Source organism: Pseudomonas sp. TE3911, from assembly GCF_054062775.1.
Window position 1 is genome coordinate 2,982,278 of sequence record NZ_JBSSFP010000001.1, and the last position, 12,612, is coordinate 2,994,889.

General features: G+C 61.6%; 9 protein-coding genes. 6 read left to right on the forward strand and 3 right to left on the reverse strand.

Annotated features, from left to right (window positions below; translation table 11 throughout):
• The first annotated feature begins 43 nt into the window (after nt 1-43).
• Complete coding sequence (locus ACVWXD_RS13375; RefSeq protein ID WP_457371113.1) at nt 44-1,309, forward strand: carbohydrate porin; 1,266 nt, start codon at nt 44-46, stop codon at nt 1,307-1,309.
• A 138-nt stretch (nt 1,310-1,447) separates the two neighbouring features.
• Here ACVWXD_RS13375 and ACVWXD_RS13380 read toward each other — a convergent pair whose 3' ends face one another.
• Nucleotides 1,448-2,644 (reverse strand): XylR family transcriptional regulator, encoded by a 1,197-nt coding sequence (locus ACVWXD_RS13380; RefSeq protein ID WP_032885437.1) that lies wholly within the window; start codon nt 2,642-2,644, stop codon nt 1,448-1,450.
• A 139-nt stretch (nt 2,645-2,783) separates the two neighbouring features.
• Here ACVWXD_RS13380 and xylA point away from each other — a divergent pair, with 139 nt between their 5' ends.
• The 4 genes from xylA (at nt 2,784) to ACVWXD_RS13400 (ending at nt 8,043) form a co-directional block, all read left to right on the forward strand.
• On the forward strand, nt 2,784-4,100 hold the full coding sequence (xylA, locus tag ACVWXD_RS13385; protein ID WP_095186435.1) for a xylose isomerase: 1,317 nt from the start codon (nt 2,784-2,786) through the stop codon (nt 4,098-4,100).
• A gap of 251 nt (nt 4,101-4,351) precedes the next feature.
• Nucleotides 4,352-5,353: a D-xylose ABC transporter substrate-binding protein gene (xylF, locus tag ACVWXD_RS13390; RefSeq protein WP_099603342.1), complete on the forward strand. Its 1,002-nt coding sequence runs from the start codon at nt 4,352-4,354 to the stop codon at nt 5,351-5,353.
• A gap of 5 nt (nt 5,354-5,358) precedes the next feature.
• Nucleotides 5,359-6,906: a D-xylose ABC transporter ATP-binding protein gene (gene xylG, locus ACVWXD_RS13395; protein WP_177326417.1), complete on the forward strand. Its 1,548-nt coding sequence runs from the start codon at nt 5,359-5,361 to the stop codon at nt 6,904-6,906.
• A complete protein-coding gene (locus tag ACVWXD_RS13400; protein WP_095186434.1) occupies nt 6,907-8,043 on the forward strand; it encodes a sugar ABC transporter permease in 1,137 nt (378 codons plus the stop codon).
• Nucleotides 8,044-8,094: 51 nt separating this feature from the next.
• Here ACVWXD_RS13400 and soxR read toward each other — a convergent pair whose 3' ends face one another.
• Nucleotides 8,095-8,547, reverse strand: a complete 453-nt coding sequence (gene soxR, locus ACVWXD_RS13405) for a redox-sensitive transcriptional activator SoxR (protein ID WP_095186433.1) — start codon at nt 8,545-8,547, stop codon at nt 8,095-8,097.
• A gap of 88 nt (nt 8,548-8,635) precedes the next feature.
• On the opposite strand from soxR, the gene ACVWXD_RS13410 reads away from it, so the two are divergent.
• A complete protein-coding gene (locus tag ACVWXD_RS13410) occupies nt 8,636-10,051 on the forward strand; it encodes an MFS transporter (RefSeq protein WP_260366544.1) in 1,416 nt (471 codons plus the stop codon).
• 1,310 nt (nt 10,052-11,361) lie between these two features.
• Here ACVWXD_RS13410 and ACVWXD_RS13415 read toward each other — a convergent pair.
• Nucleotides 11,362-12,612: a glycoside hydrolase family 68 protein gene (locus tag ACVWXD_RS13415; protein ID WP_032885445.1), complete on the reverse strand. Its 1,251-nt coding sequence runs from the start codon at nt 12,610-12,612 to the stop codon at nt 11,362-11,364.

Genomic DNA, 12,612 nt, shown 5'->3' on the forward strand with positions numbered 1-12,612 from the left:
GCGGTGCCCCCCCGGCACCGCGCTTTCTGTCTGGAAGACCCGCATGACACCCACTTCTCATCTCTCTTTTGGGCGCCTGTTGCTCGGCCTGGCCCTGGGCGCCGCCCTGCCCGTCCAAGCCGCTGACACCACCCTGACCGGCGACTGGGGCGGCCTGCGCCGTGAACTGGAAGACACCGGTGTGCGCTTCACCGGCGACTACAGCGGCGAAACTGCCTACAACGCCCACGGCGGTCAGCACCGTTCGGCGCGCTACTCGCAAAACCTCAAGCTCGGTGTGCAGTTCGACCTGGGCAAGCTCTACGGTTTCACCAACGGCGACCGCATCCAGGTCACCGTCAATGACCGTCGCGGCAACAGCGCGTCCGAGGACCTGGTGGGCAACCGTCTGCCGATCCAGGAAAACTACGGCGGTCTCTACACCCGCCTCACTGAGCTGAGCTACGAGCGCACGCTCTTCACCCCAGCACTCAACGTCAAACTCGGCTACATGGCCATGGGCAATGACCTCGGCGGCCTGGACAGCGGCATCCTGTGCAACTTCATGAACGCCGGTTTCTGCGGGCATCCGCTGAACATGTCCGGCGGCAGCGGCTGGACCAACTACCCGAACGCGCGTCTGGGCGCACGGGTGAAATACGACCTCTCGCCGGCCTGGCAAGTGCGGGTGGCGGCGTTCAATGTCGACCCGGAAAGCAACGGCGACTCCAGCCGCGCCTGGAAGTTGAGCCCCAAGCACACCACCGGGACCGTGGTGCCGATTGAGCTGGTGTACAAGCACGCAGGCCCCCTGCCCGGGGAATATAAGGTGGGTTACTACTACGACAGCTCCGATGTGAAACGCATCGGCAGCACTGAAAAAGTCAGCGGTCGCGGCGGTCACTACCTGCTGATCGACCAGGCGGTGTGGGCCTCCGAATCGTCGACCGGCCGTGTGCTGCACGCCTTCGGCCAATACTCCGCCGCCAGCGAAGCGGCCTCGCCGTTCAGCAAGTGGTATGGCGCAGGCGTAGTGCTCTACAAACCGTTCGAAGGCCGCCCGCGGGACACCCTGTCCCTGGGTTATGGCCGCGCCGTGCCAAACCCGCGCAGCCGCGACGTGCAGGAACTGGCAGCGTTCAACGCCGGGTCCAGCTACCCCAACCTCGACAACGCCGAACAACTGATCGAACTCAGTTACGGCTACCAGGCCACGCCATGGTTGAACCTGCGCCCGGATGTGCAATACATCATCGAGCCAGGCGCGTTTTCGGGTGACAACATCGACAATGCGCTGGTGTTGGGGTTGCAGGTCAAGGCAGTGTTCTAAGCGCCTGAACGCGGTCAAAAAATGTGGGAGGGGGCTTGCTCCCGATGGCGGTGTGTCAGTCAAGCCATTCATTGACTGACACACCGCCATCGGGAGCAAGCCCCCTCCCACAGTGGGTTCAGCAGTGTATGTAAGGCCTTACTCAGGCACAGATAACGCAAACTCCGCGCCCCGCTGGTACTCACGGGGCGTACAGCCAAACTCGCGACGAAACACGGTGTGCAGGTACTGCGCCGAGGTGAAGCCGCAGGACGACGCGATGTCGGCAATCGCCAGATCACGGTTTTCCAGGCCTCTGGCGGCAGCCGCGAGTTTGAAGCGCAGGATTTCGTCATGCACGCTGCAATTGCGCACCTTACGAAAGTGCGCTTCCAGGGATGAACGCGACACACCGACATACGCCGCCACTTGAGCGGTCTTAATGCCCTGGCAAGCGTATTGGCGGATAAACAGCAACGCCTGCATCACGTACGGATTGCCCAAGGGTTGATGAAGGCTGGAGGCCTGGACGTTGATTGCGTCCGGCGGCACGAGGATTTGCGTACCGGTGCAAGGCTTGCCGTGCAACATCTGGTGCAACAGCGCAGCGGCAGTGCGGCCCATGGTTTCGGTGCCCTGGATCACCGAACTCAGCGGCACTCGCGTAAGGGTTCGGGTCAGCGGATCGTTGTCGATGCCGATCAGCGCCACTTGTTCCGGCACGGCGATGCCGGCTGTGAGGCAGGCTTGCAGCAATTGCCGGGCACGGGCATCGGTCACGGCAATAATGCCAATGGGCTTTGGCAAGCTGTGCAGCCAGGCGATCTGCTGCTCCACTGCGCTGTCCCACAACGGCGCGCTGGTGCCGAGGCCGCGATACACCTCCACCTGCAAGCCGTCGCGCAGCATCAGGCGGCGAAAGGCTTTTTCGCGCTCCTGGGCCCAGCGGTTGGCCTGCGCTTCGGGCAGGCTAAAGCAGGCAAAGCGCGTCAGCCCTGCCTCGATCAAATGCGCGTAGGCCAACTTCATCAATGCGTAATTATCGGTGGCCACATAGGGGATGCCCTTGGGGTACGCACGGCCATCTTCATAGGAGCCGCCCACCGCTACCACCGGCAACTGACTGTCGGCCAGTGCCTCGCCAATCAGCGGGTCGTCGAAGTCGGCAATGATGCCGTCGCCCTGAAAACGCTCGATGCCTTTGAGGCGGCATAGAAAGTCCTCTTCCAGGAACAAATCCCAGGACACACGCGTACTGCTCAGGTAATTACCGATGCCGGCGATGATGCCGCGGTCGTAGATTTTGCTGCCGTTGAACAGCAGCGCGATTCGGTGCACGGGCGGTAGGGTTTTCATTGTTTTTGTCCTGGGGCCTGTCGCGACAGACTAGCCCTCGCTGCACAAAATCGCACTACGCCTTGGTGATTTTCATAATCGCCAGCCCCATCGCCGTTGCTAGTATCCAGACACCGCCAAGAACAATAAGGAAAACGCCATGCCGTACTTCCCCGGTGTCGAGAAGGTTCGCTTCGAAGGCCCCAGCAGCGATTCCCCCCTCGCCTTTCGCCATTACGACGCCAACAAGTTGATCCTCGGCAAACCCATGCGCGAGCACCTGCGCATGGCCGCGTGTTACTGGCACACCTTCGTGTGGCCCGGTGCCGATATGTTTGGCATGGGCACCTTCAAGCGCCCGTGGCAGCGCAGTGGCGACCCGATGGAGGTGGCCATCGGCAAGGCGGAGGCGGCCTTTGAGTTTTTCTCCAAACTGGGCATCGACTACTACAGCTTTCACGACACCGACGTGGCGCCCGAAGGCAGCTCGCTCAAGGAGTACCGCGAGCACTTCGCACAGATGGTCGACCATCTGGAGCGTCACCAGGAACAAACCGGGATCAAACTGCTGTGGGGCACCGCGAACTGCTTCAGCAACCCGCGCTTTGCCGCCGGCGCTGCCAGTAACCCGGACCCTGAAGTGTTTGCCTACGCCGCCGCCCAGGTGTTCAGCGCGATGAACGCCACCCTGCGGCTCAAAGGCTCAAACTATGTGCTGTGGGGCGGCCGTGAAGGCTATGAAACCCTGCTCAACACCGACCTCAAGCGCGAGCGCGAACAGCTCGGGCGCTTTATGCGCATGGTGGTGGAACACAAGCACAAGATCGGCTTCAAGGGCGACCTGCTGATCGAGCCCAAGCCCCAGGAGCCGACCAAGCACCAGTACGACTACGACAGCGCCACGGTGTTCGGTTTCCTGCATGAGTACGGTCTGGAACACGAGATCAAGGTGAATATCGAGGCCAACCACGCCACCCTGGCCGGGCACAGCTTCCATCACGAGATCGCCACGGCCGTATCCCTCGGTATCTTCGGCAGCATCGACGCCAACCGTGGCGACCCGCAGAACGGCTGGGACACCGACCAATTCCCCAACAGCGTCGAGGAGATGACCCTCGCCACCTATGAAATCCTCAAGGCTGGCGGGTTCAAGAACGGCGGCTATAACTTTGATTCCAAGGTACGACGTCAGAGCCTGGACGAGGTGGATCTGTTCCACGGGCATGTCGAGGCCATGGACGTATTGGCGCTGGCCCTGGAGCGTGCGGCGGCCATGGTGCAAAACGACCGATTGCAGCAGTTCAAGGACCAGCGTTATGCCGGTTGGCAACAGCCGCTGGGCCAAGCCGTGCTGGCGGGTGAGTTCAGCCTGGAATCGCTGGCAGAACACGCGTTTGCCCATGAACTGAACCCGCAGGCGGTGAGCGGGCGACAGGAGATGCTCGAAGGTGTCGTGAACCGGTTTATCTACACCTGACCGATGCTGTGCGCAGTTGATTGTGGCTGCAGTGGTAGTGAGCGGGCTTGCCCCGCGCTGGGGCGCGAAGCGGCCCTAAAATCAGGCACCTCGGTGTGTCAGGTAAAATTGCATCGTCTGGTTTGGGGTCGCTTCGCGCCCTAGCGCGGGGCAAGCCCACTCACCACAAAAAAGCCAGGCTACACACAACGCAAACAGCAACAGCAGTGTTCGGCTAGAGTCTTCCAACAACAATAAAAGGACGCACCAACATGAAGTCATTCAAACGTACCCTGCTCGCCACCGCCCTGGCCCTGCTCGCACTGCCGGTGATGGCCGATTCCGCCCACCCGAAAATCGGTTTCTCCATCGACGACCTGCGCCTGGAACGCTGGTCCCGCGACCGCGATTACTTCGTCGCCGCTGCGGAAAAACTCGACGCGAAGGTCTTTGTGCAGTCCGCCGATGCCAACGAGCAGAAGCAGATTTCCCAGATCGAAAACCTGATTTCCCGGGGCGTCGATGTGATCGTTATCGTGCCGTTCAACGCCACGGTGCTGACCAACGCGGTGGCCGAAGCCAAGAAAGCCGGGATTAAGGTAGTGTCCTATGACCGCCTGATTCTCAATGCGGACATCGATGCCTACATCTCCTTTGATAACGAAAAGGTCGGCGAAATGCAGGCCAGCGGTGTGCTGCAAGCGGCGCCCAAGGGCAACTACTTCCTGCTCGGCGGCGCGCCTACCGACAACAACGCCAAGGTGCTGCGCGAAGGCCAGATGAAGGTGCTGCAACCGGCCATCGACAAGGGCGATATCAAGGTAGTCGGCCAGCAGTGGGTCAAGGAGTGGAACCCCACCGAAGCCCTGAGCATCGTCGAAAACGCCCTGACCCGGAACAACAACAAAATCGACGCCATCGTCGCCTCCAACGACGCCACCGCCGGCGGTGCGATCCAGGCCCTGGCCGCGCAGAAACTGGCGGGCAAGGTGCCGATCTCCGGGCAGGACGCCGACCTCGCCGCGATCAAACGCGTGATCGACGGCACCCAGACCATGACCGTGTACAAACCGCTCAAGCTGATTGCCACCGAAGCCGCCAAGCTCTCGGTGCAACTGGCACGTAACGAGAAGCCCACCTACAGCTCGCAGTACGATAACGGCAGCAAGAAAGTCGACACCATCCTGCTCACCCCGACTCCGCTGACCAAGGCCAATATCGATCTGTTGGAGAAGGACGGGTTCTATACCAAAGAGCAGATCGGCGGGCAGTGACCGCCATGGCTGACTATCTGCTGCAAATGAACGGCATCGTCAAAAGCTTTGGCGGTGTCAACGCGCTGAACGGCATCGACATCACTGTGCGGCCGGGGGAATGTGTCGGTCTGTGCGGTGAGAACGGCGCGGGTAAATCCACACTGATGAAGGTGCTGTCGGCGGTCTACCCGTACGGCACCTGGGAGGGTGAAATCCTCTGGGATGGGCAACCGCTCAAGGCTCAGTCCATCAGCGAAACCGAGGCCGCCGGTATCGTGATCATTCACCAGGAACTGACCCTGGTGCCCGACCTGTCGGTGGCCGAAAACATCTTTATGGGCCACGAACTGACATTGCCCGGCGGGCGCATGAACTACCCGGCGATGATCCACCGCGCCGAAGCGTTGATGCGTGAACTCAAGGTGCCGGACATGAACGTCGCCTTGCCGGTGTCGCAGTACGGCGGCGGCTACCAGCAACTGGTAGAAATCGCCAAGGCGCTCAATAAAAAAGCGCGCCTGCTGATCCTCGACGAGCCCTCTTCGGCCCTGACCCGCTCGGAAATCGAGGTACTGCTCGACATCATCCGTGACCTCAAAGCCAAGGGTGTGGCCTGCGTGTACATCTCCCACAAGCTCGATGAAGTGGCGGCGGTGTGCGACACCATTGCGGTGATCCGCGACGGCAAACACATCGCGACCACGGCCATGGCCGACATGGACATCCCCCGGATCATCACGCAGATGGTCGGCCGTGAGATGAGCAACCTCTACCCCACCGAGCCCCATGCCATCGGCGAGGTGATTTTCGAGGCGCGCAACGTCACCTGCTATGACGTGGACAACCCCAGGCGCAAGCGTGTCGATGATATTTCCTTCGTGCTCAAGCGCGGCGAGATCCTCGGCATTGCCGGGCTGGTGGGCGCCGGACGCACGGAGTTAGTGTCAGCGCTCTTCGGCGCCTACCCCGGCCGCTACAGCGCCGAGGTGTGGCTCGACGGCCAGGTAATCGACACGCGCACGCCGCTCAAATCGATTCGCGCCGGGCTGTGCATGGTGCCCGAGGATCGCAAGCGCCAAGGCATCATTCCCGACCTGGGCGTGGGTCAGAACATCACCCTGGCGGTCCTCGATACCTATGCGCATATGACCCGCATCGACGCCGAAGCTGAACTGGGCAGCATCGACCAGCAGATCGCACGCATGCACCTCAAGACGGCCAGCCCGTTTTTACCGATCACCAGCTTGTCCGGCGGCAATCAGCAAAAAGCCGTGCTGGCGAAAATGCTGATGGCCAAGCCCAAAGTGCTGATCCTCGACGAACCCACGCGCGGGGTGGACGTGGGCGCCAAGTATGAGATCTACAAACTGATGGGCGCCCTGGCGGCCGAAGGCGTGTCGATCATCATGGTCTCCTCGGAACTGGCCGAAGTGCTCGGCGTGTCCAACCGCGTGCTGGTGATCGGCGACGGCCAGTTGCGCGGCGATTTCATCAATGAAGGGCTCACCCAGGAACAGGTGCTCGCCGCCGCGCTCAGCCAAAACAACAATAATGATCGGAAGACCGCGTAGATGAATCAGGTCAAACAGCTGTTTACCCGCTACAAAATGCTTGCGCTGGTGATCGCCGTGGCGGTGATCTGGCTGTTTTTCAGTTGGCAGACCGAGGGCGGTTTCCTCACGCCACGCAACCTGTCGAACCTGCTGCGGCAGATGGCAATCACCGGGATTCTGGCGTGCGGCATGGTGCTGGTGATTATTAGCGGCGAGATTGATTTGTCGGTGGGTTCGTTGCTGGGGTTGTTGGGCGGGTTGGCGGCGATCCTGGACGTGGTTTATCACATTCCGCTGCTGGCCAATCTCAGCCTGGTGGCGCTGTGTGGGCTGATGATCGGTTTGGCCAACGGTTATATGACAGCCTACCTGCGCATCCCCTCTTTTATCGTTGGCCTGGGCGGCATGCTGGCGTTTCGCGGGATTCTGCTGGGGATCACCGGCGGCACCACCATCGCGCCGGTGTCGCCGTCGCTGGTGTATGTAGGCCAGGGGTATTTGCCGCATTCGGTGGGGATTGGCCTTGGGGTCCTGCTGTTTGCCCTGACCCTGTTGTTGACCTGGAAACAACGGCGCAACCGCGCGCTGCATGGCTTGGCGCCGCACGCCCTGGTGCGCGACGTGCTGCGCGTGGCGGTGATCGGCGCGGTACTCGCCGGGTTCGTCACCACCCTCAACAGCTACGACGGCATCCCCGTACCAGTGCTGCTGTTGCTGGTGCTGCTCGGCGTGTTCAGCTACGTCACCAGCCAGACCGTGTTCGGCCGCCGCGTGTATGCGGTGGGCAGCAATATGGAAGCCACGCGCCTGTCGGGCATCAACGTGCAGGCGGTGAAACTGTGGATCTTCGGCATCATGGGCGTGATGTGCGCCCTCGCCGGCCTGGTCAACACCGCGCGGCTCGCGGCGGGCTCACCGTCGGCGGGCAATATGGGCGAGTTGGATGCCATCGCTGCGTGCTTTATTGGTGGTACGTCGATGCGCGGCGGCTCGGGCACGGTGTATGGCGCGTTGCTCGGGGCGTTGGTGATTACCAGCCTGGATAACGGCATGTCGATGCTGGACGTGGACAGTTACTGGCAGATGATTGTGAAGGGCAGCATCCTGGTGTTGGCGGTGTGGGTGGACGTGAGTACGCGCACGGGTCGGCGCTGACGCCACCCTCACAAACACCACAAATCCCGTGTGGGAGGGGCGGTGATCGTCTCACTTTCCGAGCAACACGGCCCCATCCCCCAACTGCCCCAGGCGATCCCCCGGATTGCGCAGCGGGCAATCATCCAGGGACAGGCAACCACAGCCGATACAGCCATCGAGTTGGTCGCGCAGTTGAGTGAGGCTGTTGATGCGCTCACTCAACAGGTCGCGCCAGCGGGTGGAGAGTTGGGTCCAGTCCTTCGCCGTCAACGGCCGTCCTGAAGGCAGTTCGTCCAACGCGTCCTTGATCGTCGCCAACGGAATGCCCGCGCGCTGCGCGACCTTGATCACCGCGATCCGGCGCAGTACGTCACGCTGATAGCGACGCTGATTGCCCGCGCTGCGTTGTGCGTGGATCAACCCCTTGGCTTCGTAGAAATGCACCGTGGCCACGGTCACGCCGCTGCGGCGGGCCAATTCGCCCACGCCGAGGGGGATGCGCACATCGATTTTCGCTTCCATCCAGCTCTTGACCTCATCTAAACATGAGGTTTTATAAAGGGTGTCGGCTTGCCTTGGCAAGCCTTCAGTCCTTTGAATCGGAGCCTACATGGACACACCTCAACCCTCCCCTTCCAACTGGGCCGCGCTGTTGTCCGGTGCCAACGGCGTACGTTCGCTCGCACTGGCAGGCGGCGTGGTGCTGCATGCGATCAACGTGTACATCGCCACCACGATTCTGCCGTCAGTGGTCCAGGACATCGGCGGCATCGACTACTACGCCTGGAACACCACGTTATTTATCGCCGCCTCGATCCTCGGTTCGGCGTTGTCGGCGCGCCTGCTCGGCAGCCTCGGGCCGCGTGCGGCGTACCTGGTCGCCAGCCTGGTGTTTGCCGGCGGGGCCTTGGCCTGTGCGTTTGCGCCGTCCATGCCGGTGATGCTCGTGGGGCGGTTGGTGCAGGGGCTGGGTGGTGGGTTCTTGTTCGCGCTGTCCTACGCGATGATTCGGTTGGTGTTCGATGAAAGCCTGTGGCCGCGCGCGATGGCGTTGGTGTCGGGGATGTGGGGCGTGGCGACGCTGGTCGGGCCAGCGGTGGGCGGGGTGTTTGCCGAGCTGGGCATATGGCGCGCGGCGTTCTGGTCGTTGATTCCGGTGGCCGGGTTATTCGCGGTGCTGGCGGCGGCGGTCCTGCCCAAGCGCAGCACCGATAGCGTTGAGCCGACACCGCTGCCACTCGCCCAACTGGTGCTGCTGACGGCTGCGGTACTGGCGGTGTCGGCCGGCAGCGTCTCGTCCACCCTGCCCCTGAACCTGCTGGGGCTGGCCGTGGCAGCGGTGTTCACCGCGCTGCTGATCGTCACGGAAAGCCGCGCCCACCATCGACTGTTGCCCGCCGGAGCGTTTCGGATCACCACTGCACTCGGCGCGCTGTACGCGACGATGTCATTGCTGGCGGTGGCCGTGACCAGTGGCGAAATCTTCGTGCCGCTGTTTCTTCAAGTCCTGCACCACCAGTCGCCGTTGGTGGCCGGTTATCTGGCGGCACTGATGGCGGCCGGCTGGACGCTGGGGTCAATCGCCAGCGCGGGTGTGACGGGCGGCAACATTCGACGAGCGATCCTGGCCGGGCCGATCCTGGGCGTGGTGGGCATGGTGGCGCTGGCCATCTTGATGCCCGTCGAAAGCAACGGCAGCGGGCAGACGCTCACACCGATCTGCCTGGCGCTTATCCTGATTGGGTTGGGCGTGGGGCTGGCGTGGCCGCACTTGCTGACTCGGGTGTTCCAGGTGGCGCCGGCCGGTGAGCAGGACCTTGCCAGCGCGTCGATTACCACAGTGCAACTGTTCGCTACCGCGTTTGGCGCGGCACTGGCGGGCATGGTCGCGAACGTCGCCGGCCTCACTGAACCCGGCGGTGTCGAAGGCTCCGCGAGCGCTGCGGTGTGGCTGTTTGGGGTGTTTGCGCTGGCGCCGGTGGTGGGTGTTCTGATTGCCAGGCGGGTGGTTCGCATGATCGGTTAGTTGCCATTTCTGAACATTGCCAAGACCACCGTGGATTATGAACGGCTCAAAAATCACTGCTTGAACGGGGTTAAAGGTGGGAGGGGGCTTGCCCCGATAGCGGTGGACCAGTCGACACCTTCTTGACTGAGGCACCGCCATCGGGGGCAAGCCCCCTCCCACATTGGATCTCCATTTGTCAGGACAGGCCGAGTATGTGGCTCATGGTGGTCTTGAGCTTCAGCGCCGCCAATCTTCCAGACACAACACCGGTCAAAGGTGGGAGGGGGCTTGCTCCCGATAGCAGTGGACCAGTCGACACCTTCTTGACTGAGGCACCGCCATCGGGGGCAAGCCCCCTCCCACATTGGATCTCCATTTGTCAGGACCGGCCGAGTATGTGGCTCATGGTGGTCTTGAGCTTCAGCGCCGCCAATCTTCCAGACACAACACCAGTCAAAGGTGGGAGGGGGCTTGCTCCCGATAGCGGTGGACCAGTCGACACCTTCTTGACTGAGGCACCGCCATCGGGGGCAAGCCCCCTCCCACATTGGATCTCCATTTGTCAGGACCGGCCGAGTATGTGGCTCATGGTGGTCTTGAGCTTCAGCGCCGCCAATCTTCCAGACACAACACCGGCCAAAGGTGGGAGGGGGCTTGCCCCGATAGCGGTGGACCAGTCGACACCTTCTTGACTGAGGCACCGCCATCGGGGGCAAGCCCCCTCCCACATTGGATCTCCATTTGTCAGGACCGGCCGAGTATGTGGCTCATGGTGGTCTTGAGCTTCAGCGCCGCCAATCTTCCAGACACAACACCAGTCAAAGGTGGGAGGGGGCTTGCTCCCGATAGCTGTGGACCAGTCGACACCTTCTTGACTGAGGCACCGCCATCGGGGGCAAGCCCCCTCCCACATTGGATCTCCATTTGTCAGGACCGGCCGAGTATGTGGCTCATGGTGGTCTTGAGCTTCAGCGCCGCCAATCTTCCAGACACGACACCGGTCAAAGGTGGGAGGGGGCTTGCTCCCGATAGCTGTGGACCAGTCGACACCTTCTTGACTGAGGCACCGCCATCGGGGGCAAGCCCCCTCCCACATTGGATCTCCATTTTTCAGGACCGGCCGAGTATGTGGCTCATGGTGGTCTTGAGCTTCAGCGCCGCCAATCTTCCAGACACAACACCAGTCAAAGATGGGAGGGGGCTTGCCCCCGATAGCGGTGGACCAGTCGCACCTTCTTGACTGAGACACCGCCATCGGGGGCAAGCCCCCTCCCACACTATTTGGATCGGTTTACACCTGATGAATCAGGCTGGGTTTTGCACTGCGATCACTGGCTCAACACCACATCCCGCATCGCCGGAATGTAACCGTAGTCGTATGCCTCCTGCACAAACGAACGAGCGCCCTTCAACACGATCCTGACCGTCGGCGCCTCGGTGCCGCCGATGCGGTAGTCATCGCCGGTGGTGGGCACGCTGTCGATAAACGACGTCACCAGGCCGTTGGGCATCACGCAGTGAGAGTACGTCTGGAACGGCTGCGAAGGCGGGTTGCCAAGTACCAGCCCCGACGCATTCATCAGCGTATAGGGGCCGAACAGGTGATCACTGACGAACCCATAGACGCCATCCGGCCCCGTCACGCCATCCGCATAGGTGAACTTGTGGCTGATGGTGAACAGGTAGTACTTGTTGTCCTGGAACACATAGTGCGGCCGTTCGGTCTGGTCGTTCACGCCAACGGCCGTGACCAATGGCGGCAGGATTTCCCACTCGTCACCGTTGAGGTCCTTGGCCACGGCAATGCCGATGCATCCCACCTGATAACGCGCACCACCCACATCTTCATGCCCTGGCGGCACCAGGCCTATTTCATTCGGGCCCACTTCGTGAGTCCCGCGCTCGCCGGCCACATTGCCTTCGAACACCATGTACAACTTGCCATCGACGGGATCGATAAAGGGGCTGGGATCGCGAAAGTTCCAGGTCGCATTCTGCGCTTCGGTTTGGTAGTAGGTGCCGTCGGCATCGAACAACGACTTGACCTGATCAAAGCCCTGGAGCGTGACACCGGTGTCCGACGTGACAACCTGGCCCCTGACTTTGGCAATCGTGGCACCCGGCGTGACGCAGGTGTAGTACAGGTCGATGTCACCGTTGTTATTCAACAGAATCGGCGTGCCCGCCCATTCACGGGTGGTCGGCGAAACCCCTTCGGCCATGACACGGCCGCCGAAGATCCAGTCTTTGCCGGTGCGCGAATACCAGTAGCAGATCCGCGCATGACCATGGCGGTCTTCCCAATCGCGCTTGATGTCGTAACGGCCATCAGCATTGATGAATTGTGGATCATGGGGGCGACGGTCGGCGGTCAAGGTGAAGATCACCGACCAGCCATTCACCGATACCACCGTGCCATCCAGTTCACGCAATGGCATGGTGTCCCAAATAAAGACCGTGTCACTCATGACAGGAAAGTCAGGACTCACTAACGGCTGTGTCGTCGTCGGGTCATTCTCATTAACTTTCAGCGCATCGGCCCGTGTCCAGCGAGTGGGTGTGTGATTCGCATGTTTCAT

Bases quoted from the DNA above. Each gene is read 5' to 3' on its own strand.
- ACVWXD_RS13415 (WP_032885445.1), bottom strand. From the start codon at position 12,612: ATGAAACATGCGAATCACACACCCACTCGCTGGACACGGGCCGATGCG.
- ACVWXD_RS13375 (WP_457371113.1), top strand. From the start codon at position 44: ATGACACCCACTTCTCATCTCTCTTTTGGGCGCCTGTTGCTCGGCCTG.
- xylF (WP_099603342.1), top strand. From the start codon at position 4,352: ATGAAGTCATTCAAACGTACCCTGCTCGCCACCGCCCTGGCCCTGCTC.
- soxR (WP_095186433.1), bottom strand. From the start codon at position 8,547: ATGGAAGCGAAAATCGATGTGCGCATCCCCCTCGGCGTGGGCGAATTG.
- ACVWXD_RS13380 (WP_032885437.1), bottom strand. From the start codon at position 2,644: ATGAAAACCCTACCGCCCGTGCACCGAATCGCGCTGCTGTTCAACGGC.
- xylG (WP_177326417.1), top strand. From the start codon at position 5,359: ATGGCTGACTATCTGCTGCAAATGAACGGCATCGTCAAAAGCTTTGGC.
- xylA (WP_095186435.1), top strand. From the start codon at position 2,784: ATGCCGTACTTCCCCGGTGTCGAGAAGGTTCGCTTCGAAGGCCCCAGC.
- ACVWXD_RS13410 (WP_260366544.1), top strand. From the start codon at position 8,636: ATGGACACACCTCAACCCTCCCCTTCCAACTGGGCCGCGCTGTTGTCC.
- ACVWXD_RS13400 (WP_095186434.1), top strand. From the start codon at position 6,907: ATGAATCAGGTCAAACAGCTGTTTACCCGCTACAAAATGCTTGCGCTG.